This window comes from Salinicoccus sp. Marseille-QA3875 (genome assembly GCF_054950095.1).
Genome location: NZ_CM143103.1, coordinates 1,826,571 through 1,848,619 on the forward strand (window position 1 = coordinate 1,826,571; position 22,049 = coordinate 1,848,619).

The 22,049-nt window shown below is 43.7% G+C and carries 28 protein-coding genes; 17 read left to right on the forward strand and 11 right to left on the reverse strand.

Going from position 1 to position 22,049, the window contains the following annotated elements; genetic code table 11:
- Positions 1-46: 46 nt before the first annotated feature.
- On the forward strand, positions 47-589 hold the full coding sequence (locus ACY8DT_RS09485; protein WP_462420063.1) for a biotin transporter BioY: 543 nt from the start codon (positions 47-49) through the stop codon (positions 587-589).
- 46 nt (positions 590-635) lie between these two features.
- Here ACY8DT_RS09485 and ACY8DT_RS09490 read toward each other — a convergent pair whose 3' ends face one another.
- The 4 genes from ACY8DT_RS09490 to ACY8DT_RS09505 all read right to left on the reverse strand — a co-directional run bounded on the left by ACY8DT_RS09490 (position 636) and on the right by ACY8DT_RS09505 (position 3,785).
- Positions 636-1,766, reverse strand: a complete 1,131-nt coding sequence (locus ACY8DT_RS09490; protein ID WP_462420064.1) for a YdeJ family lipoprotein — start codon at positions 1,764-1,766, stop codon at positions 636-638.
- Positions 1,767-1,784: 18 nt separating this feature from the next.
- A complete protein-coding gene (locus ACY8DT_RS09495; RefSeq protein WP_462420065.1) occupies positions 1,785-2,606 on the reverse strand; it encodes a hypothetical protein in 822 nt (273 codons plus the stop codon).
- Complete coding sequence (locus ACY8DT_RS09500) at positions 2,596-3,282, reverse strand: helix-turn-helix domain-containing protein (protein WP_462420066.1); 687 nt, start codon at positions 3,280-3,282, stop codon at positions 2,596-2,598. The genes ACY8DT_RS09495 and ACY8DT_RS09500 overlap by 11 nt, the downstream gene beginning before the upstream one ends.
- Before the next feature lie 194 nt (positions 3,283-3,476).
- Positions 3,477-3,785 carry a DUF1462 family protein gene (locus tag ACY8DT_RS09505; RefSeq protein WP_462420067.1) on the reverse strand — a complete coding sequence of 103 codons (309 nt, stop codon included), beginning with the start codon at positions 3,783-3,785 and terminating at the stop codon, positions 3,477-3,479.
- Between the two features lie 95 nt (positions 3,786-3,880).
- Here ACY8DT_RS09505 and ACY8DT_RS09510 point away from each other — a divergent pair, with 95 nt between their 5' ends.
- The 14 genes from ACY8DT_RS09510 (at position 3,881) to mnhG (ACY8DT_RS09575) (ending at position 14,571) form a co-directional block, all read left to right on the forward strand.
- Positions 3,881-4,123: a NifU family protein gene (locus ACY8DT_RS09510; protein ID WP_462420068.1), complete on the forward strand. Its 243-nt coding sequence runs from the start codon at positions 3,881-3,883 to the stop codon at positions 4,121-4,123.
- A 62-nt stretch (positions 4,124-4,185) separates the two neighbouring features.
- Entirely contained in the window at positions 4,186-4,452 is a 267-nt protein-coding gene (locus ACY8DT_RS09515) for a YuzB family protein (RefSeq protein WP_462420069.1), read from the forward strand.
- A 60-nt stretch (positions 4,453-4,512) separates the two neighbouring features.
- Positions 4,513-4,872: a HesB/IscA family protein gene (locus ACY8DT_RS09520; RefSeq protein ID WP_462420070.1), complete on the forward strand. Its 360-nt coding sequence runs from the start codon at positions 4,513-4,515 to the stop codon at positions 4,870-4,872.
- A 128-nt stretch (positions 4,873-5,000) separates the two neighbouring features.
- Entirely contained in the window at positions 5,001-6,212 is a 1,212-nt protein-coding gene (locus ACY8DT_RS09525) for an NAD(P)/FAD-dependent oxidoreductase (protein WP_462420071.1), read from the forward strand.
- Positions 6,213-6,273: 61 nt separating this feature from the next.
- Entirely contained in the window at positions 6,274-6,594 is a 321-nt protein-coding gene (locus ACY8DT_RS09530) for a YuiB family protein (protein WP_462420072.1), read from the forward strand.
- An 11-nt stretch (positions 6,595-6,605) separates the two neighbouring features.
- Entirely contained in the window at positions 6,606-8,087 is a 1,482-nt protein-coding gene (locus tag ACY8DT_RS09535; protein ID WP_462420073.1) for a leucyl aminopeptidase family protein, read from the forward strand.
- Positions 8,084-8,470: a PaaI family thioesterase gene (locus ACY8DT_RS09540; RefSeq protein ID WP_462420074.1), complete on the forward strand. Its 387-nt coding sequence runs from the start codon at positions 8,084-8,086 to the stop codon at positions 8,468-8,470. The genes ACY8DT_RS09535 and ACY8DT_RS09540 overlap by 4 nt, the downstream gene beginning before the upstream one ends.
- 307 nt (positions 8,471-8,777) lie before the next feature.
- Positions 8,778-11,195, forward strand: coding sequence for a Na+/H+ antiporter subunit A (locus ACY8DT_RS09545; protein ID WP_462420075.1), 2,418 nt, complete (start codon positions 8,778-8,780; stop codon positions 11,193-11,195).
- Positions 11,192-11,623, forward strand: coding sequence for a Na(+)/H(+) antiporter subunit B (locus ACY8DT_RS09550; RefSeq protein WP_462420076.1), 432 nt, complete (start codon positions 11,192-11,194; stop codon positions 11,621-11,623). The genes ACY8DT_RS09545 and ACY8DT_RS09550 overlap by 4 nt, the downstream gene beginning before the upstream one ends.
- A complete protein-coding gene (locus ACY8DT_RS09555) occupies positions 11,623-11,961 on the forward strand; it encodes a Na(+)/H(+) antiporter subunit C (protein ID WP_462420077.1) in 339 nt (112 codons plus the stop codon). Before ACY8DT_RS09550 ends, ACY8DT_RS09555 begins: the two co-directional genes overlap by 1 nt.
- Entirely contained in the window at positions 11,954-13,435 is a 1,482-nt protein-coding gene (locus tag ACY8DT_RS09560; RefSeq protein ID WP_462420078.1) for a Na+/H+ antiporter subunit D, read from the forward strand. The genes ACY8DT_RS09555 and ACY8DT_RS09560 overlap by 8 nt, the downstream gene beginning before the upstream one ends.
- A gap of 5 nt (positions 13,436-13,440) precedes the next feature.
- Positions 13,441-13,917 carry a Na+/H+ antiporter subunit E gene (locus ACY8DT_RS09565; protein WP_462420079.1) on the forward strand — a complete coding sequence of 159 codons (477 nt, stop codon included), beginning with the start codon at positions 13,441-13,443 and terminating at the stop codon, positions 13,915-13,917.
- Positions 13,917-14,192 (forward strand): Na(+)/H(+) antiporter subunit F1, encoded by a 276-nt coding sequence (locus tag ACY8DT_RS09570; RefSeq protein ID WP_462420080.1) that lies wholly within the window; start codon positions 13,917-13,919, stop codon positions 14,190-14,192. The genes ACY8DT_RS09565 and ACY8DT_RS09570 overlap by 1 nt, the downstream gene beginning before the upstream one ends.
- Positions 14,179-14,571, forward strand: coding sequence for a monovalent cation/H(+) antiporter subunit G (gene mnhG, locus ACY8DT_RS09575; RefSeq protein ID WP_462420081.1), 393 nt, complete (start codon positions 14,179-14,181; stop codon positions 14,569-14,571). Before ACY8DT_RS09570 ends, mnhG (ACY8DT_RS09575) begins: the two co-directional genes overlap by 14 nt.
- 69 nt (positions 14,572-14,640) lie before the next feature.
- Here mnhG (ACY8DT_RS09575) and mnhG (ACY8DT_RS09580) read toward each other — a convergent pair whose 3' ends face one another.
- From mnhG (ACY8DT_RS09580) to ACY8DT_RS09610, 7 genes are read right to left on the reverse strand one after another with little or no spacing between them, the layout of a single operon-like run.
- On the reverse strand, positions 14,641-15,030 hold the full coding sequence (mnhG, locus tag ACY8DT_RS09580) for a monovalent cation/H(+) antiporter subunit G (RefSeq protein ID WP_462420082.1): 390 nt from the start codon (positions 15,028-15,030) through the stop codon (positions 14,641-14,643).
- Positions 15,005-15,304: a Na(+)/H(+) antiporter subunit F1 gene (locus ACY8DT_RS09585; protein WP_462420083.1), complete on the reverse strand. Its 300-nt coding sequence runs from the start codon at positions 15,302-15,304 to the stop codon at positions 15,005-15,007. The genes mnhG (ACY8DT_RS09580) and ACY8DT_RS09585 overlap by 26 nt, the downstream gene beginning before the upstream one ends.
- Positions 15,301-15,780 (reverse strand): Na+/H+ antiporter subunit E, encoded by a 480-nt coding sequence (locus ACY8DT_RS09590; RefSeq protein WP_462420084.1) that lies wholly within the window; start codon positions 15,778-15,780, stop codon positions 15,301-15,303. Before ACY8DT_RS09590 ends, ACY8DT_RS09585 begins: the two co-directional genes overlap by 4 nt.
- Positions 15,781-17,277, reverse strand: a complete 1,497-nt coding sequence (locus tag ACY8DT_RS09595; RefSeq protein ID WP_462420085.1) for a Na+/H+ antiporter subunit D — start codon at positions 17,275-17,277, stop codon at positions 15,781-15,783.
- Positions 17,267-17,611, reverse strand: coding sequence for a Na(+)/H(+) antiporter subunit C (locus tag ACY8DT_RS09600; protein ID WP_462420086.1), 345 nt, complete (start codon positions 17,609-17,611; stop codon positions 17,267-17,269). The genes ACY8DT_RS09595 and ACY8DT_RS09600 overlap by 11 nt, the downstream gene beginning before the upstream one ends.
- Complete coding sequence (locus ACY8DT_RS09605) at positions 17,611-18,114, reverse strand: Na(+)/H(+) antiporter subunit B (protein WP_462420087.1); 504 nt, start codon at positions 18,112-18,114, stop codon at positions 17,611-17,613. The genes ACY8DT_RS09600 and ACY8DT_RS09605 overlap by 1 nt, the downstream gene beginning before the upstream one ends.
- Positions 18,092-20,494, reverse strand: a complete 2,403-nt coding sequence (locus tag ACY8DT_RS09610) for a Na+/H+ antiporter subunit A (RefSeq protein WP_462420088.1) — start codon at positions 20,492-20,494, stop codon at positions 18,092-18,094. The genes ACY8DT_RS09605 and ACY8DT_RS09610 overlap by 23 nt, the downstream gene beginning before the upstream one ends.
- A gap of 186 nt (positions 20,495-20,680) precedes the next feature.
- On the opposite strand from ACY8DT_RS09610, the gene ACY8DT_RS09615 reads away from it, so the two are divergent.
- Positions 20,681-21,274 (forward strand): peptidylprolyl isomerase, encoded by a 594-nt coding sequence (locus ACY8DT_RS09615; RefSeq protein ID WP_462422255.1) that lies wholly within the window; start codon positions 20,681-20,683, stop codon positions 21,272-21,274.
- Between the two features lie 316 nt (positions 21,275-21,590).
- On the forward strand, positions 21,591-21,794 hold the full coding sequence (locus ACY8DT_RS09620; protein ID WP_462420089.1) for a hypothetical protein: 204 nt from the start codon (positions 21,591-21,593) through the stop codon (positions 21,792-21,794).
- Positions 21,795-22,049 lie beyond the last annotated feature (255 nt).

Below are 22,049 nucleotides of genomic sequence, written 5' to 3' on the forward strand. Positions count from 1 at the left end.
GGGCTTTTTCATGCTATGATATAAAAAACATCGAGGGGGTTTCATAATGAAGACAAAACACTTAATTTTCGTTGCACTGTTCGCAGCACTGATTGCAATCGGCGCACAAATCCGTGTACCGATCGGGCCTGTACCATTTACTCTGCAGATGCCGATGGTTTTACTTACAGCACTTATTTTAGGTTCCAGACTGGGCGCGTTATCGACGACGGTATATCTGCTGGTCGGCCTGATCGGCGTGCCGGTCTTTGCAGGAAGCGGCGGTATCGGCGCATTCATCTCACCAAGTTTTGGTTTCGTTCTCGGTTTCATACCTGCTGCATACATCGCAGGAATCGGAGTCAAAGAGGACCAGCCTCTGTATCAGTCGATCATCTATACATATCTGGCGATATTAGTGACATTCATATTCGGTGCATTATATTTTGTGCTTATCATGAATACACTCATCGGAACACCGGTGGGTATAACTGAAGCGTTGATGGTCACAGTAATACCTTTTGTCATCAAAGACCTGATCGTGGGCACGCTGACGGTAATGTTTGCACGGGTGTTGAAATCCAGGGGCATTTTAAGGATAGCTCATTAAAAATGACGAAAACCTCTGCTCTGAAAATTCAGGGCAGAGGTTTTGTTTATTCAACCATTACATTTAAAATATCACGGGTATACAGATGTTCCAAATCATCAACATGATAGACTTCGGACGAATTCAGTATGTTGGCTGATTCTTCTTTTGAAAACTTCGGGTCGTTCGTCCATCTTTGGTTCGAGAAGCGTGTTGGTGCATCATAAATTCTGAAAGAACCGTCTGCGTTCATGGTGAACACTACTATGCCACCGCCTGCAGTCGGTGATGATGATATGACAAAGGTCTGCGGTGGGTATGATACTGTTGCCTCAGGTTGATACGGGTTCACCGGATCAATGTGTATATCTAAATGAAGTGATTCTATACCTTCAGTGGATTCACTTTTAGCAAATGCCCAAATTTTTGCGGCAGTCTCAGATGTTACAGGCTGGTAGGTGGCGATTTCATTTGTAATGCTTATCTTGTCAGCCACCTGCTGAAAATTTGAATTGTTCCCGTGACGGTTATAGAGTTCTTCCAGATCAAGTTCAATGCCGTCTGATAAAATCTCGTCGTATGTCTGTACATTATATTGTGAACCATAGATGACAGCCGTCTCATCATTGAATCCTATTAACGAAGCGAAATTGCCGTAGCTTGGTGTAATGTTGTAGATGACCATGCCTTCAGGAAGGCCTGAAATGCCGTCGGCGATACCGTAATCCTGTAGCACAAGATCGAAAATCGCAGTCTGACTGTTTTCAGGTACGCCCGGCGCAATCAGTTCAAATCTTTGATTAATCAGTTCATCAGCAGAGAAAGTATAATCAGAACTTCTTTCATCCATCATGATCAGTGCAGTTTTCTCCTGATCGGAAAGATGTGCCACATCAGAGGCCAGCACTTTCTCTCCAACACTATCTTCTTCAATTTCTTCTTCAGTACTGTCAGAGTAAGTTTCATCAGAAGTCACATCTTCGGAGTCTTGCTCTTCGGCATCATTTGAATCAGTATTTTCCATCGAGTCATCTTCATATACTCCAGTTTCTGATTCTCCCTCCGTACCGGCTTCCTCTTTATATTCTTTCGCCACATTTTCAGAATTACCAACATCTGCAACTTCTTTTGCATTATCATTTCCGCAAGCCGCTAAAAATAATATCATTAATAAAGTGCTCAAAAAATGTTTTTTCATCGTTGTCCATCCTTATAATTATTTATAGTACTTTAAATCGTCGATGCTTTTACGGAGTTTATGTTCATACTGGGCCTTTTGGAGCTTCAACTCTTTAGACTTCCTTATTTCGTCCCTGTTCATCGCTTCTATGGTCAGCTTCAAATCTTCAATTTCCTGTTTCTGATTTTCAAGCGCCTTTTCTTTTTTTCTAAAGTTTTCTTCTTGCTCATACAGATTGATTGCTTCTTTCAGATTATCTGCTCTGCGGTTTGTTAAATAGCCTCTAATTTTTATCAGTGCTTTTTCAGTTCTATATGCCGGAGGGATATGGACTTCCTCATGATAAGTCCGGGTGGGAGCTGGCCTTCCGACAGCATTTTTCTTACGGTTTTCAGCCCTTCTTTCTGTTGCGGCTGTCAGCTTCTTCACATCAGGCTTTGCAGTCAGTTCTTTTAAAATTTTTATATCCTTTAAAACTTCCGCATCATTCTCCAGAAATCTTTTTTTCTTTTTAGAAAATGTCGGGATGAATCCGAAAATGAATTTTTTGTGTTCCCAATTATCCTTGCCGACTAAAGAAATGACAGAGACAGCTATAGAGAAGACCGGGAGCAATACAAATGCTAAGGATATTTCTACGACAATCCCGGGGTGGGGAAGAATATAGCTTTGGATATAGAACAATACAAGCAGTAACGACATGCCCAGAAGTGTATATGAAATCAATGTTTTTGCCATGAATGAATTGACTTGATTCGCAATGTTCATATTCAATTTGTTGATTCTTTCAATTTTATACCTGCTGTTCTGTATGGAAGCTAGCTCCTTATCAATCTGTGAAGTCAGATTACTCTTCATAGTTATCCCATCCTTCTTCTAATATGTATGAATGATAAATGTTCAGGACAATCCCTTCCAAGTCGATCAATGCTTCGTGATCGATTGAAAGCGAGTAGAGATAGACCTGCATCAGTCTCGGATCATCGTAAAGATTCATATCAATGTCACTCGGTGCTACTTCGAATATTTTTGAAGCTATCTTAATTTCCTTTAAACCGAGCGAGATTTTTGCCCGCAGTATATTTCCCATCTTATTCGGATTCAATTCAAGCAAATTCGATAATTTCATCTGATTATATCCAAAGACCCGCATATAATATTTCAGATTTTTGGCAGTATGGAAATCATCCCAGTCTAAACTGTGATTCCGGACTTCTTCATCGATGTCAAAATCCGTTTTTTTCAACAATCTAAAAACATGCTGTTTTTGCTCCTCATTGAAATATTTCATCGTTCTGAAAATCCGTCTTGTCCGTTCTTCCTTATCCAAGCTGAAATCAATGTGCTCCGGCATTATATTTAAAATTTCAGCAATCATATAAATTTTTTCAAGAGGAATTTCGCTTTTGCCATTTAAGTAATTATTTATTGTCATCCTGCTCACGCCAAGTTTTTCTGCCAGTTCTGTTTGAGAATACGGATTTCTATCCAAATGATATCTTAGATTTCTGCCGAGAGATTCCGCCCTTTTCATACATTCACCTCTTTCAATAAAATAAAATAACAAATAATATATTTTGGTTTACAAAAACTATATTATACCGTAAGAAACGATATGTAAAGTTAAATATATAAAATAATAAAAATTTTTATAAAATGCAGTATTTACTCTTCAAAAAACCGGAATATCATTAATATCCCTTCATCTTAGTTCTGCCTTCTGAATCATCATCGTTTCTTTTCCAGCCACCTTAAGATATACTCCACTTTTATATCACCATGGCTGACAATTTCATCGTTGATGGTAATCAGGGGAGACGACAGATCATCATTGTCAATCTGTTCTATAAGATTTTCATCATGGTCTGTTAAATTATCAACGGTATCCATATCTATATGGTTACAATAAAAATCATCTTCCGGAAATTTGTTTTGAAAGGTATGCTGAAGCTGTTTACAGACTGCCCTATAGTCAGGCATAACCGGATCGCCGGCAGACGGGACTTTCCGGCCGTACACATTCACTACATATTTCACAGCAACATCCTCCTTTAAGATGATGGATTTTTTCGTCCATATCTATTATAATACATATATAGAATCTGTATCATTAAGATTGGAGGAATCAACCGATGGCAACAACTCAAGATACGATGCAAGAACAGGTCGAAGTAGTCATAGAGAAGTTACGTCCGTTCCTGCTCAGAGATGGCGGGGACTGCGAATTGGTGGATGTGGAAGACGGTATTGTCAAACTGCGTCTGCTGGGAGCATGTGGTACATGCCCGAGTTCAACAATTACACTTAAAGCAGGTATTGAAAGAGCAATGCTCGAAGAAGTGCCGGGGTTCGTTGAAGTTGAACAAGTATTCTAAACCGATCGTTGGGACTCCGGGTTCCAACGGTTTTTTTATTTTTGAACGGAGGAGGGACGGATATGTACCCGATGAACCTTGTGGAGTTCTGCAGCGCGAATATGCAGAAGGGCTCTGATGAAGTGTACAGGCAATTAGATGAAGATGGAGACGTGGATGTGTTAGATTATGAGTGTACCAACAATTGCGGCATCTGCAGCAAAGCGACATTTGCCATCGTCAATGGCCAGCTCGTCGGTGCACAGTCTGCTCCCGATCTGCTGATCAAAATATATAAACAGATAGAAAAACAAGAGAACATGGAAGATCAATACGATTTTTTAATATAGACATAAAGATTGAGCTGTAAAAAAACTTCTTATATAATATAGGTAATGGAGGATGATGATATGACTCATATTGAACTCACAGAAAGTGCAGCTTACGAAGTGAAGGATATGCTTGAACAGAACGATATGCCGGAAGGATTTTTAAGATTCAAAGTCCAGGGCGGCGGTTGTACAGGTCTGACTTACGGCATGGCAGCTGAGATAGAAAAAAGTGAAAATGATGAAGAATATGAATTTTACGGTGTGAAAGTTTTGGTGGACAAGTATGATTCACCGGTCGTCGACGGTACGGTAATCGATTTTAAACAGTCGCTCATGGGCGGCGGTTTTACGATTGATAATCCAAACGCATCATTATCATGCGGATGCGGCGCGTCATTCAGGACGAAAACAAATGCAGGAGCTCCGGGAGATTGTTAAATAATTATCAAAAACTCTTGAAATATGTGAAGTAAATCGCTAATATTGATAATGATATTAATATTAGCGGTCTTATTTATGATGTAGATATATTTAATATAATTTATGAGGAAAAGGTGAAATTTATTATGAGTTTTGAGAGAAAGAAAATTCTAGTACTCGGAGCTGGTTACGCTGGGTTGACAACTGTGACCAAACTGCAGAAATCACTGGGTTTCCAGGATGCGGATATTACTCTGATCAACAAGAATGAGTATCATTATGAATCTACCTGGCTACACCAGGTCGCAGCAGGAACGATCCACTGGGAAGAGGCTACATACCCGATTACTAAAGTGATCAATACTCAAAAAGTAAGATTTGTACCGGCAGAAGTGACCGCCATCCACCGTGACGAGCAGCGTGTGGAAACAAATCAGGGTGAATTTGAATACGATATCCTTGTCGTTGCACTAGGGTTTGAAAGTGAATCATTCGGCATCGAAGGTATGGATAAGTATGCCGAAACGATTACAAGTCCACAGACGGCTGTCGCAGCACGTCAGGAAATCGAAAGAAACTTCATCAACTACAAAACTTCAAACGATCCGCGCGACCTTGCGATCCTTGTCGGCGGCGCCGGATTTACAGGTGTTGAATTTTTAGGTGAACTGATTGAAAGCATTCCTGAACTTGCAAAACAGCATAACATTGATTATAACGATGTTAAAATCACGTGTGTTGAAGCGGCGCCGTCAATGCTTCCGATGTTCAGTGATGAACTGACTCAATATGCGGTCGATTTCCTTGAAAGTAAAGGCGTTGAATTCAAAATAGGCACACCGATTGTTGCAGCGAATGACAAAGGTTTCGTCGTTAAGGTTGATGACGAGGAGACTCAGCTGGAAGCAAGCAGTGTGATCTGGACTGCAGGTGTACGCGGCAACAGACTGATGGAAGAATCGTTCGAAGGTGTCAAGCGCGGTCGTATCGTGACAAATGCCGACCTGACGATCGAAGGTTATAATAATATATTTGTAATCGGTGACGTTGCAGCAGTGATGAATGGTGAAGGCGAAAATGCCAGACCGCATCCGACGACAGCACAGATTGCAATGCAGCTGGGTGATCTGACTGCCAAGAACATCAAGAACAAACTGAATGGCGACAGACTGGAAACATTCACTTTTGATGATAAAGGTACAGTGTGCTCTTTAGGTGCTGATGAAGGTATCGGTGTTGTATTCGGCCGTGAAGTCAAAGGCGCAAGGGCAGCATTCTTAAAACGTGTCATCGATACGAGAGCGGTCTTCAAGATCGGCGGCCCGTTCCTCGCTTATTCCAAAGGTAAATTTTTATAAAAAGTAATGAACAGGCATGGGCGCTTTCTTGCCCATGCCTATTTTTTTGGAGGTTAAAAACGTGGCAATCATTATCCAACTGATCATCTCTATGGTTTTATTTTTCGTCTTATTCTACGGTATCAGCTTCATATTGAATATGATTTTAAAAACAACATGGCTCATGGTGGTGGTCTATCCATTCATCATCGTTCTGCTGATGGACGGGATATCCACTTTCAGTTACCTGACAAACCCTCTGCAATCGTTCGAGGCGGCATACGATGGCATTGCCGGCCTGGATGTGCCGAACATACTTATGCTGGGGAGCGGTTTTATAGGCGTCATTTTAGCAGGATTCACCATCAGATTTTTAAGAAACGCCGGATATAAAATGTTTTAGGGGAGGACACAATGAATATTAAGTATTTAGAGAGATATGAATTATCGCAGGAGCCGATCATCATCGGACTGCCGGACAATGTGCATGACCTGACAAATTTTGATGATGTGGATTCATTATTGAATGGTGTGCTGGAAGAATTGGTCAATCAGCGTGTATTATCGACCAAGTATGGAGAAATCACATCTACAGGTGTGACGATTCAGACTGAAGTGAGGAAAATTATCGCAATCGGTCTCGGCAGAGATGCGGACATGACCAGCCATAAACTGCATAAAGTTTTCGGCAGGCTGTTCCAGCATTTAAAAGGTAATGATGAGACGAGTGCACAGTTATTATTTGAAACATTCCCAGGCGACGTCAAAAAGACAGCTGAATCGATAGGCTATATGTCTCATGTCAGCGTCTATGAATATACCGGTAAAAAGCACCGCGATAAAGGACCGTTCCTTCGGGACTTCGATCTGACAGTCACTTCGAAAGAATCTGTGGAGGAACATGTCTCAAAAGGGATGGTCATCGGACGCAGTGTGAACTATGCGAGAGATATTTCGGAAACGCCGCCGAACTACATGACACCGGAAATATTTGCGGACAGAATTTCATCCACTTTTAAAGGGCGGAACCACGTCAGCATACAGATCAAAGACGAGTTCGATCTGAGTGACGAAGGATATGGCCTGATTACAGCCGTCGGTAAAGCGTCTGAAAATAAACCCCGTCTTGTAACAGTGGAATACCGTCATCCTGCGGCGCATGACATCAAACCGGTCGCACTGGTCGGCAAAGGCATTACATACGACTCCGGCGGCTACTCGATCAAGAGCAAGACAGGCATGCCGGGAATGAAGTATGACTTGAGCGGAGCAGCCAATGTCATCGGTATGATCAAAGGTATCGTTGAAATGGAGCTACCGGTCCATGTCGTTGCGACAGTCGTACTCGCAGAAAACATGATCAGCGGCAATGCAATGAAACCGGATGATGTATTCACTTCACTCAGCGGACAGACTGTAGAAGTGAAAAACACTGATGCCGAAGGCAGGCTGGTTCTTGGAGACGCAGTATTCCACGCATCACAGTACTCACCGCGCATTATTTTGGACTTTGCGACGTTGACAGGTGCAGTAATCGCAGCAATAGGCAGTGAACGGACAGGCGTATTTACAAATAAAGAGCAGGACCTCGTGTCACCGATTTTCGATCTGTCGCAGGAAGTGGGAGATGAGTTATGGAGACTGCCTCTTGGAGACATCGAAAATAATTCAGTAAAATCTTCAAAAGTGGCTGATTTGACGAATCATGTTGAAAAACCGGGCCGGGCCTCATTTGCTGCAGGTTTCATCCGTCAGTTTGTCAATGGCAGCCCATGGGCACACTTTGATATCGCAGGCACAGGCACACAGTCAAAAAGAGACGCATACGGCCCGAAAGGTGCAACCGGTGTTCTGATCAGATCAGTGATTAAAGCAGTGGAGGGTGATTTGATATGACACAGAAAGAACCGTCGAACTTTTTGGAATTTCTCGATATCAAAGTGGTCAGTGAATCTGAAGGGCGTATGGTAATGTCCATGCCGGTCACACCTAAAGTGCATCAGACTAAAGGATTCATCCACGGCGGTGCGAACGTGGTTCTTGCTGAAACTGCCGCTTCTGTCGGAGCATCGAGACTGATTGCGGAAGATGAGATAACTTTTGGCATGGAAATCAATGCCAATCATCTCCGTACGGTCACGGACGGCATGATCTATGCAACGGCAACCATGCGTCATAAGGGTAAAAGTACACAAGTGTGGGAAATAGATATTACTGATGAATATGAAAATTTGACGTGCGTTTCAAGATGTACCATGGCCGTCAAGAAAAAAAGATAACTACCATAAGTTTTCTTAACTTGGTATTCGACATCAATAGTGACATATTACACCGATAAGTTATATTTCAGTGTACAAAAGCGCTTTATTTTTGTTATGATTACTTCTATAGGAAATTTATAGTCGAATGTATGCGCTTTTGACTGAAAATTCACAATTGATCCAATTGAATAAAAGGATTTTAGGAGGAGTCTGTCACCAAGGCATAGCTATGCCCTTTTTGACAAGCACTCCTTTTTATTTTGGAATGCTTATTATAGAAAATCTGAAAAGTTTATTATTTATCGGAAATATTGGGGGATCGGACATGACTTTATTACATATTGCGGTATTGACACCTTTTCTGTTTGCAATACTGGTGCCTTTTCTATTTAAATATTTAAGGAAGGTTCATACGGGCTGGTTCGTAATGTTTGTACCACTCGTACTGTTCATCTATTTCTTGTCATATTTATCGACGACTGCCGGTGGCGGGACAGTGATGGAGAGGTTTGAATGGGTGCCTTCACTCGGCATCAACTTTGATTTATACGTAGACGGACTGAGTCTGCTGTTTGCATTATTGATTACGGGAATCGGAACACTGATCATCCTGTACTCGATCTACTACCTGGCAGATAAGAAAGAAAGGCTCAATCACTTTTACGTGTACATATTACTATTTATGGGTGCGATGCTCGGAGTCGTGCTCTCGGACAATATCATCGTCCTTTATGTATTCTGGGAAGTCACAAGTATTTCTTCAGCTCTGCTGATCAGCTATTGGTACACGAAAGATGCTTCTGTATACGGTGCACAGAAATCGATGTATGTCACTGTATTCGGCGGCTTGACGATGCTCGGGGGTTTTTCTCTTCTTTACGTGATGGCTGAAACATTCAGCATAAGGGAAATGATTGCCGCATCTGATGTGATTTTGAACCATGAGCTGTTTTTACCGGCAATGATCTTAGTGCTGGTCGGTGCTTTCACAAAGTCTGCACAGTTCCCTTTCCATATCTGGCTTCCGGATGCGATGGAAGCGCCAACACCGGTGAGTGCGTACCTCCACTCTGCAACAATGGTCAAGGCGGGGATCTATCTGGTGGCAAGAATGACGCCGGTATTCGGCGGCGGAGCGGAATGGTTCTGGATCATCACATCATTCGGTATTTTCACGATGCTGTGGGGCGGGGTGTCCGCACTCCGTCAAAAAGATTTGAAAGCGATACTCGCTTTCTCCACGATCAGCCAGCTGGGCATGATCATGAGTCTGCTCGGCGCGGGGTCAGCTGCGTTTTACTATATGGATGGTGACAATGCACTATATACCACGGCAATACTTGCCGCTGTCTTCCACCTCATAAACCATGCAACATTCAAAGGAAGCCTGTTCATGGTAGCAGGAATCATCGACCATGAAACAGGTACGAGGGATATAAGAAAACTGGGGGGACTGATGACGATCATGCCGATAACGGCGACAATTTCAGTCATCGGGCTTGCAGCCATGGCAGGACTTCCGCCATTCAACGGTTTCCTGAGCAAGGAATTATTCTTTACAGGAATTACAAATGTCGTACAGTATGATATGTGGAACGGCGATACGATCGGATTTCTCCTGCCAGTCATTGCCTGGATTGCGAGTATCTTTACATTCGTTTACAGTGCGATTATTTTCTTCAGGACATTCAGAGGGAAATTCAAGCCTGATCTACTGCCTGTAAAGAAAGTTCATGAAGCACCGATCGGTATGCTGATCAGTCCGATAGTACTCGTCATTGCAGTACTGGCAATCAGTATTTTCCCGAATATACTGGCATATTCAATAATAGAGCCGGCCATGATGTCCATTCTGCCGGGGATACTCAGTGAAGGAACGAATTTCGCGGTCGACATCTACCACTGGCACGGAATCAATCTCGAGTTGATGATGACAATCGGTGTGGTGATCATCGGGATCATCATATATATGACGATGGACAAATGGTCGAAACTGGGCATATATCAGAAAGAACAGGATGTTTTCACCACAATATACGATTACGGTTATGACGGGCTGATCAAAGGATCACAGTGGATTACACGCATTCAGATGACGGGACTGCTCCGTGACTATTTGGCTTATATGGTCGGGTTTATCGTTCTGCTCATGTTCTATGCGATGTTCAGGTTTGATGTGTTCCAATTCAGCATGGATAATACAAGTCGCATTCAACCGTTCATGTATTTGATCCTTGCGGTACTGATCATATCGGTCATCCTGCTGCCTTCGGTCAAAAGCCGGATGACGGGGATTATACTGGCAGGCTTTGCAGGATTTTTAGTGGCATTCATATTTACAGTATTCAGAGCTCCTGACCTTGCGCTGACACAGTTGATGGTTGAGACGGTGTCGGTCATCATGTTCATGGCGGTATTCTATCATCTGCCGAACTTGACGAAAGAAGATATCAAACCGCTGACAAAGGTGGTCAATGTTGTCATTGCAGCTGGAGCCGGTCTGATGGTAACGCTTGTTTCCATCAGTGTATTCACGTTCGGTCAGCTTGTACCATTCTCGACAATTGCCGAGTACTATCTTGAAAACTCGAAAACGTTAGCCGGCGGGTATAACGTGGTCAACGTTATTCTGGTCGACTTCCGTGGACTGGATACTTTGCTTGAAATACTTGTGCTGGCAATTGCGGCTTTCGGTGTCATTTCAATGATTAAATTAAGGTTGGGGGAGAGTGATGACGTATGATGAATAAACCGAATGATATGATGTTCCGTGTATTTATCAGATTGATTGTTATTGTCGTCGTCACCTTTTCATTTTATATTTTCTTTTCGGGACACAATGAACCTGGCGGCGGATTCATCGGAGGTCTGATGACCGCGATTGCGATACTGGTGTTATATCTGGTGTTCGGGCTTAAAACAATCAAGGCGGCACTGCCGTTCAATTACACTTATTTCATGGCAGCCGGGCTTCTTCTCGGCGGACTTACAGGGGTCATTTCAATGCTTGCCGGAGATCAGTATTTAAAACAGTATTTTGATTACTTCCAGCTTCCGATATTCGGAGAAGTCGAACTGACGACAGCGCTGATTTTCGACCTCGGTGTATATCTCGTTGTCGTGGGTACGGCGATGACATTAATATTAACAGTAGTGGAGGATGATTCTTAATGGAGATAGTGATGTCTATAGTCATCGGCATAATATTCGGAACTGCAGTATATCTGATGTTCTCCAACAACATCATCAGAGTGCTGTTCGGGACATTAATGCTGTCCCACAGCGTCCATCTGCTGCTGCTCACCATGGCCGGCCTTCAGACCGGCGCGCCGCCGGTCATTTCCCTTGAAGTGGAAAATTTCACAGACCCTTTGCCGCAGGCGATGATTCTGACGGCGATCGTCATCAACTTTGCAGTGACGGCATTCATGTTTGTGCTGGCATACAGAATTTATCAGGACCATGGCACATTGGATCTACAACAGTTGAGAGGAGCTAAAGATGAGTAATTTAATCATTCTACCCATATTATTACCATTTATCGCAGGCGCAGTACTCATATTTTTTGCGAAAAGCTCCAAAATACAGAGAATCATCAGTGCGGTCAGTGTGCTTGCATTGGTCGGTGTTGCAATCTATCTGGCAATTCTTGCGTTTCAGGGTACGATAGTCCTTGAAGCCGGCGATTGGGCTGCACCATACGGTATCATCCTGGTGTTGGATAACTTATCTGCCCTGATGATTCTGATTACCAGTATACTCGCAGCCTCGAGTCTGTTCTTCGCTTTTGGCACCATTTCGAAAAAGCGTGAGAAATTTTATTTCTATCCGTTCTACTTCTTCCTGCTGGTCGGGGTGAACGGTGCATTCTTGACAGGTGATATATTCAACCTGTTCGTATTCTTTGAGGTCATGCTGTTATCTTCCTACGTACTGATCGTTAACGGCGGCTCGAAGTATCAGCTGAGGGAGTCGTTCAAATATGTCATTTTGAACGTCTTTGCTTCGGCGTTGTTCGTCATGGCAGTGGCATGGCTGTATTCCGTTACGGGTACGGTCAACATGGCGCACTTGTCGGAGCGTGTGGCAGAGCTTGATCAGCCCGGTATACTGACCGTCATTGCGGTCATGTTCTTTATCGTCTTCGGCTCGAAGGGTGCTTTATTCCCTTTATACTTCTGGCTGCCGAGATCGTATTATGGACCGCCTGCCGCAATTGCAGCATTATTCGGTGGTTTACTTACAAAGGTCGGAATTTATGCGATCATACGGACGTTTACGCTGATTTTCTACCACGAGCCGCTCTTTACTCATAAAGGTCTTATTACAGTCGCCGCAGGATTGACGATGTTCTTAGGCGTACTCGGTGCAGTATCACAGTTTGACTTTAAACGGATATTATCCTACCACATCATCTCCCAGGTCGGGTACATGGTGATGGGTCTCGGGATATTCACACCGCTGGCGGTTGCAGGGGCGATATTCTATATCGTCCACCATATGTTCGTCAAAACGGCATTGTTCCTGCTGGCGGGTGCCACCGAGAAAATTACCGGCACCACGGATATAAAAGCGATGGGCGGACTCATAAAATCACATCCGGTTCTCACATGGTCATTTTTCATCGCAGCGATTTCTCTTGCGGGTATCCCGCCGCTGTCCGGATTTTTCAGTAAGTTTCCGATCATCTTATCCGGTTTCCAGGAAGGACAGTGGGTCATTGCGGCAGTTGCACTGCTGGTCGGTCTTTTGACTCTGTTTTCAATGATGAAAATATTCGGCTATGTGTTCTGGGGTGAAAATAAACTTACCGAAAAGCAGTATAATACATCTGTGACGAAATTATTGATTCCTATTGCACCGCTGGTTGCATTTTCAGTCGTACTGGGTTTCGCAGCAGAACCTATTTTTTCATACTCGCTTCATATTGCAGAACAGATTTTGGAGCCGTCGAACTATATAGATGCGGTACTTAAGGAGTAGATAATATGGTAGTTCAATTTATGATCAATTTATTGATCGCAGTCGTCTGGATGTTTCTGCAGGACAGTTACTTGATGAGTACATTCCTTTTCGGCTTCATACTGGGTGTGCTCATATTGTTCCTGCTCAGAAGATTTTTCGAGTTCGATTTTTATTTCAGAAGAGTCATTGCTTTTATAAAACTGATGATGCTGTTTTTGAGCGAACTGATAAAAGCGAATATAGACGTTATAAAAGTGGTCGTTAAACCGCATCTTGATAATCAACCGGGTATTATCGCAGTCGACACGAATCTGGAAACGGAAATTGAGATTGCAACACTTGCAGCATTGATCACATTGACGCCGGGAACAGTTTCAATGGATTTTTCGGCAGACGGTAAAACAATATTTGTCCATGCACTGGACGTTGATGACAGGGATGAAATGGTAGCAGATATTAAAGGATCGTTTGAGAAGGCTATTATGGAGGTGACGAGATAATGTTCGATATCATATTAAATATTTCATTGGTCATCACTTCGGTATCACTGCTTCTTGCACTGGTCCGTGCAGTGATCGGGCCGACGACCAACGACAGGATCATGGCGCTGGACACACTCGGCATGATGCTGGTTGCAATCATCGGTATGGTGATGATGCTGCATGAGACAGTCATATACGCGGATATCGCATTAGTTGTCGCAATCATAGGATTTGTCGGTACGATAACGATGTGCAAGTTCCTGGAAAAGGGTGATATCATTGACAATAACTGAGATAATAGTCAGTCTGTTCGTACTGACGGGATCGATATTGGTCTTTCTGAGTGCGATCGGCATACTGAGACTGCGTGATGTTTACTCTAGAATGCATGCTGCAGGTAAAAGTTCGACGCTTGGTGTGATGTCCATCATGACCGGCGCCGTCCTGTTCTTTCTCATAGACCAGGGCAACTTCAATTTCAAATTGCTTCTGACGATCATATTCATCTTTTTGACAGCGCCGCTTGCCGGCCTTGCAATCAACCGCTCGGCATACCGGACGCATGTGCCGATGTGTGAGAACAGCGATGTGGACGAGCTCGGAGATGCGATGGATATAGAGAGGGAGAAGAAACGGCTGAAGGAATTTGGTCAAAGTTACGATTACGATTAGAAAAAGCTCACTGGCAGAAATGATTTTGTTATCATTTCTGCCAGTGAGCTTTTTATTGTATGAATGATACTATTCCCCCAGGTCCCTGTCCGGATCATTTGCTGCATCCGGATTGGTTTCATCTCTTTTCAGGTCGTTCAGTACAGTTAACTGATAGGGTTTCACATCTGCGTGGAATGCACTTCTTGACAGCAGGTGGCTCGATGCCGGTGCTGTAAGCAGTATGAACAGGGCACCGAGCAGCAAGTTGGTTTCAATCAGTCCTTCTACATACCAGAAGTAGAGGAATGCGCCTGTCATGATCATAATGACACCCAGCGTCGTACTCTTGGTCGATGCGTGCAGTCTGGAGTACATATCCGGCAGCCTTAAAATGCCGATGACCGCAAGGGCGCTCATAACCGTTCCGCCAATCAGGCAAAAAGCAATCAAGCTATTCATCATTATCTCTATCATCATCTATAATCACATTCCTTTCTAAGTATTTCGAAAAGGCGATCGTTGACAGAAATGCGAGTGTACCAATGAGCAGGATGATCGGGATGAAGTAGATCGACCCGAGTGTAATCGCGGTCAATGCGATCATGCCCATCAGCATGATACCGAATGCATCCAGAGCGACTATTTTGTCATGCAGCGTAGGGCCGACGATGATGCGGTACGCAAGACCGATGAGTGACAGTGCAAATACGATACTGCTGATGATGACGACTACACTTAAAAATGTGGTCATGGCTTGCTCACCTCTACAATCAGCTTTTCAAAGCTGTTTTTAATCGTCGCAATCTCTTTATCCACATCAAGTGCATTTATACCATGAATGTAGATTGTTGAATAGTCATCTGAAATGGCAACAATCAGTGTTCCGGGTGTCAGTGAAATCAGAGCTGAGATCAGTGCGACTTCCCATTCTTCTTCAAGCTCGCATGGATAGGCAAAGAACCCGGGGTGGATGTCTATTTTAGGACTCAGGACAATTCTCGTCAGCTCATAGTTTGCTTTTATCAGTTCTTTCGTAAATACCAGGATGAGTTTTATCACATAGTATACTCTGATCAGATAAAATCGGCCGGGCAGAAATCTTCTGATGATATAGATTGGAATGATTCCTATAATATATCCCCACAATAAACTGCCGAGGGAGAGGTCGGAAACAATCAATACCCATATGAAAGCAAGGGTAATATTAATCAGAATCTGTAATGCCATTTATTCCACCTCCAACAGGTAACTAGAGTAAGATGCAGGATCATGCAGTGACTGCGCTGCACTTTCAAAGAGTGGATATACAATATCTGCACCGAAACCGAATATCACAACAATCGCTATCATGATGAATGATGAGAAGAGCAGCTTATCATAGCTGATCGGTTTTAATTTTGAAAAGTCCATGCTTTCGCCCCAGAATACCGAGATGAATATGCGCATGACCGAGTACAGTACAACGAGGCTTGAGAGCAGTACGATGACCGCTGCAATCAGGTGATCGTTGTCGATGAGTGATTCTGTGATGAACAGTTTTCCGTAAAATCCTGAGAATGGCGGTACACCCGCGATGCCCAGTGCGGCTATGAAAAATGTCCAGCCGACGACGGGGTGGATTTTGATCAATCCGCCGAGGCGGGTAATATCGCTTTCGCCCGTTCTGTATATGATGAAACCGATCAGGAAGAACAGTCCGGCTTTTATTATGATGTCATGTATCAGGTAATATGTGGCTCCGATTGTTCCAGCTTCGTCCATCATTGCGAATCCTGCAGTGATGACTCCGATTGCAATCAGAATATTGTATATGATGATTTTCTTCATATCGGTGTATGCAAGGGCACCGATCGACCCCATGACGATTGTCAGGATTGCAATGAACAGGAGCATCTGGTGTGTAAATCCGATGTTGTCTGTAAAAAATAATGAATAGGTTCTGGCAATCGCGTACACGCCGACTTTGGTCAGCAGTGCACCGAAGAATGCCATGATCGGTATCGGCGGTGCAAAATATGAGCCCGGCAGCCAGAAGTAAAATGGAAACAGCCCCGCTTTAGTTGCAAAGACGAACAGCATCACAACTGCGATGACGGTCAATATGGCTGTGTCACCTTCGAATGCGGCCAGTTTGTTGTGTATATCCCCCATATTCAGTGAACCGACAGACACATAAAGGTATGCAACTGCAAGTACAAAGAAGTTTGAAGATATGACGTTGACAAGATAATACTTGAAGCCTTCCTGCAGCTGAATCTTCGTTCCGCCGATCGTAATCAGCACGTAGGATGCAAGCAGGAATACTTCGAAGAATACGAACATGTTGAATATATCACCCGTGATGAAAGCGCCGTTGACTCCGGTAATCATGAACATGATCATCGGATAGTAAAAGTAGCGCTCTCTTGCGACACCGATGGATTGGAATGAGTAGACAACTACGGTGAAAGTGACAATTGCGGTTCCAAAGAGCAAAAGTGCAGCCAGCATGTCTATGACCATGCTGATGCCGTATGGTGCTTCCCAGTTCCCCATATGTGTCACGATCATCCCATTATCTGCTACATAGATAATGGTGATGATCGACACGATGACCAGAACAAGTCCCGATACGGATGCGATGACTCTTTGCAGATAGACGTTGTTCCTGCCTGTAAAGAGCATGATGATTCCGGAAATGATCGGAATCAGTATCGGCAGCAGAGGTATAATATCAGTCATCATCTCTAGGCACTCCTTTCATTTGTTCGACATTGTCTGTGCCCAGTTCTTTATATACACGGATTGCAATGACCAGCATATAGGCAGTCAGTGCAAAAGTGATGACGATGACAGTAAGAAGCATCGCCTGGGGCAATGGATCTGCATAGGATTGAACACTGTCATCCAGCACGGGGATGCCGCCGCGTTTCAGCCCGCCCATTGTAAGAAGCATGAGCAGAATGCCGTGGCTGAGTACACCTGTACCGATGATGATGCGTAAAAGGCTTTTCGACAGCATAAGGTAGACGGAGGCACCGATGAGAATGCCTGCAAGAATAATTACGAGAATTTCCATCAGTTTTTGTCCGCCCCTTCACTGTTTGACATCGCCTGTTCCGTTGCAAGTAGACTGATGATCAGCAGTGTTGTACCGGCTACTGTGATGTAGACACCGACATCAAAAAATACTGCTGAGTGAATCGGCACTTCGCCGAAGATCGGCAGGGTCAGATACAGAGCCTGATGTGTAAAGAACGGCTGGCCGAAAACCATCAGCAAAAGCGGGACAAGAATTGAAATTGCAAGTCCGAGCGCAATCATTTTTTTATGATCGACAGGAATCATCTTATTGATCGTTTTCAGATCATATGCAAGCAGCAGAAGTATGATCGCAGCCGCCGCAAGAAGACCGCCGACGAAACCGCCGCCCGGAGTGTAGTGTCCGGAGAAGAATAGATTGATGGAAAATGTAATGATGATCAGAAATACGACTTTGGCAGTGTATTTCAGGAATACATCATTCATCTGCTTATGGACTTTGGCATAACCGAGTTTTTTAAGCGTGCTCTTCAAATTCATTCTCTCCTTTCCTGTTCACTCTGAGTCTCAGCAGGATGAATACTCCAAGACCGGCAAGTCCGAAGACGAGTGTTTCAAATAAAGTATCCATTCCGCGGAAATCGACAAGTATGACGTTTACCATGTTGCCGCCTGAAGCGAGGTCGTATACATTGTCGATATAGTACTGGCTGATTGAATCAAACAGTCTGTTTGAATATGCGGCGATGCCGAAAATGATGGCTATGGCACCGACCAGTACAGAAATGATCATATTATTGAGTCTGAACCTTCTCCGTTCTTCGTGACGCGCACTTTTTGGCAGGTGGAAGAACGCGAGCAGGAACAGCGACGTAATTATGGCTTCAACTGAAAGTTGTGTCAACGCCAGGTCGACTGCACGGAAAAATACAAAGAGCAGTGACAGTGAGAACCCGATGACACTGAACATGATGATTGCCACCATTCTTGATGACGTAATCATGATGACGATAAGTGCGGCGAGGATGATCAGCATGATCGCCACTTCAGGAATTGCAACTGGTGAAACAGTGTCCCAGTTGAAAGTGATGTCAGTATTCAGCATCGTGATGACTGCAAGTACGATGAAGCCGCTGAAAGTGTAGACCAGGTAGGAACGGATGTAACCGCTCATATAACCATCCGTGATCTTCAGAGCACCGAGGCTGGAGTATATCAGGCCCTGATCGTATAAATGATTGATTGTAAATGTCTGGCTGCCCAGCCTGTACACAGGCATCCATGTATTTCTGAATAAATACATCAGAGTACCGATGACGATGATGGCTATTGTAGCCCACAGGGCCGGGGAATCCCAGCCGTGCCAGTGGGAAATCTGTGTATTCAGTGGTTCAGCCGTTCCCAGTATGCCCATTGCTGCCGGATCGATGATCGTACCTGACAGAATATTCGGGAACAGGCCGAAAACAACGACGAGAACCGCCAGGACAATCGGCGAGATCAGCATCAGTGCCGGAGCTTCCTTAGGTTCTTTCGGCGTCTTAGGCTGTACTTTGCCGAGGAAGATCCCTCTAATCAGAATAATTGAATATACCAATGTGAATATACTGCCCACAATCGCAAGTATCGGGAACAGTACACTTACATCGGCGAGAACACTGAAGTTCGCTTCACTGATTTCAAACATCGCTTCTAAAAACAGCTCTTTGGACAAGAAACCGTTGAAAGGCGGTATGCCCGCCATGGAAAGCGATGTGATGAGGGTCAATGTGAACGATACAGGCATGATGGCAGCGAGACCGCCGAGCTTTTTCAGGCTTCTTGTGCCTGTTTCATGGTCGACGATGCCGATGATCATGAACAGCGCACCTTTGAAGGTGGCATGGTTGATCAGATGGAACACTGCTGCGACTACGGCTATTGTAAAGATCTGTTCAGATGCACCGCTGTGTACACCTAAAGCGCCAATGCCGAGAAGTGACATGATGAGTCCGAGTTGTGAAACGGTGGAGAAAGCGAGCACCGCTTTCAGGTCATCCTGTTTGACGGCATTGAACGCCGCCCATACGAGCGTGATGAGGCCGACAAGTAAAATACTCCAGACCCATAATTCTGAAAAGGCGAATAATGGAGTAAATCTTGCGACGAGGTACAGACCAGCTTTAACCATTGTCGCCGAGTGCAGGTATGCACTGACCGGTGTCGGTGCCTCCATGGCATCCGGCAGCCAGACATAGAATGGAAACTGGGCTGATTTTGTGAAGGCTCCAAAAAGTATGAGAATCAAAGCGAACACTGTCAAAGGGCTTTCCTGGACAGCCGGCAGCTGTGTCATCATTTCCCTTATACTGAATGTATCTGTAATCAGGCTGAGGGAAAGGAAACCGCCCAGCATCAGAAATCCGCCGAACATCGTAATCAGCATTGATTTTTGAGCGCCGTATATCGAACGTTCCCTGGTGAACCAGAAGGCGATGAGAAGAAAGCTAGATATAGATGTAAGTTCCCAGAAAAGATAAAGCATCAAAACATTATCATTCAGGACGACACCCAGCATTGCTGTCATAAAGATTAACAGGTAGACATAGAAATTGCCGAGTTTCTCCTGGTGCGACAGATAGCCGATGGAGTATAGCACGACCAGAGCACCGATTCCCGATATCAAAATCGCGAACAAGAGACTCAGACCATCTATGTAGACATCAAAGTTCATACCGATTCTCGGCATAAACTGTAGTGATTCATAGATCACCTGGTTGCTGCTGACGGTTGGAATTAAAGTGAATAAATAAACGACAATGAGTACCGGAACCGGAAGCACAAACCAACCGAGATGCACATTTTTATAGTACCTGTATAATACGCCGATAAATACTGCGGCAATTATAGGTAACAGTATGGCGAAGTGAATTAGAGTCACTGGCTCTCCTCCTTCGTAATTTTCGCATTATAAAATTATTATACATTATTGATACATCGAAATAAATGTATAGAGTTTGAAATATGTGAACTTTTTATAGTAGTATGTATGAAGAGATTAACATTTTGACATTTATAAGTTTTTAAATTTAAAGTGTGAATTTGAAATTTTTGAAATCAGGAGGCTATTATGACTTACCCACAGTTAACAAAAACATTAAGTGAGAACGAAGTACAGGCAACAATAAAAACCAATCACGGTGACGTGACGGTTAAATTATTCAAAGATATTGCACCAAAAACAGTGGAGAACTTCACTACACATGCGAAGAACGGCTATTATGACGGACAGATCTTCCACAGAGTAATCAAAGACTTCATGATCCAGGGCGGCGACCCGACAGGTACCGGCATGGGCGGCGAAAGCATCTGGGGCGGCACTTTTGAAGATGAATTCTCAACAGAGGCATTCAACCTTTACGGTGCACTGTCCATGGCAAACGCAGGACCAGGCACCAACGGCAGCCAGTTCTTTATTGTCCAGCTGAAAGAAGTACCATCACAAATGGTTTCACAGCTTGAAGGCGCAGGCTACCCGGCAGAAATCATCGAAGCATACAAAGAGCAGGGCGGTACACCTTGGTTAGATCAGCGTCACACAGTATTCGGCCATGTCATCGAAGGACTGGACATCGTTGAAAAAATCGCTGAAGTCAAAACAGGCGCACAGGATCGTCCTGAAGAAGAAGTTAAAATCCAGACAATCGAAGTTTCAGAATAAACGACCGCTGCAATATTGGCGATTCGATAAGATAAACGGCCACCCCGATGGGCAGGCCGTTTTTTGATGAGGTTTGTGAAGTGATGACTCCGTAAGGCGGGACGGTTTGTTGGACACTGTACGGCTCATCCATGATGCCTGGATGGCCCGTCAGACATTTATATACTATCTCATACCTATGGGGTGATTGTCAGGAATGCGCCCCCTGCGCACCCCCGCGAAGCCTTTAAAAATTTCTCACAAAATAGTCATTAATCTGATGTTTATTTGTATTATGGGTTTGATATAATGACTTGGAAAAGGTGAGTGATTGAATATGATGGAATTTTTATATTTCCCAGATGATCCAACGGAATATATTCCAGCAGCGATAGCTATGATTATTTGTTTCCTGGTAGCATACTTTGTTTTTCGTTATATAAAAAAATATTCAAGAAACCAGGAACAAAAGATGAAGCACTTCGAGGAAGAAGTCATGAGAAAGCTCGAACAAGAAGAAAATAATGGGACCAGAAGGTAATATAGAGTTGTACAGATAGATTGAAGCCTGGAAGTTTTTAAGTTCTGATTGAAATTCCGGTTGAAGATATTTATCCTATGGTTGATAAGGCTCACCATATAATAGAAAAATATAAAAGCTGATTTTACACCCTGACTGTCCAGGGTGTTTTTTAATGAAATTTTTGGAGTTTTAAATGTTGCTGAATTTTATTTTGTTGAAAGCGTTTTTGATATGAAAAATCATTCTTCCGGATAAATACGTTCAATAACTGAT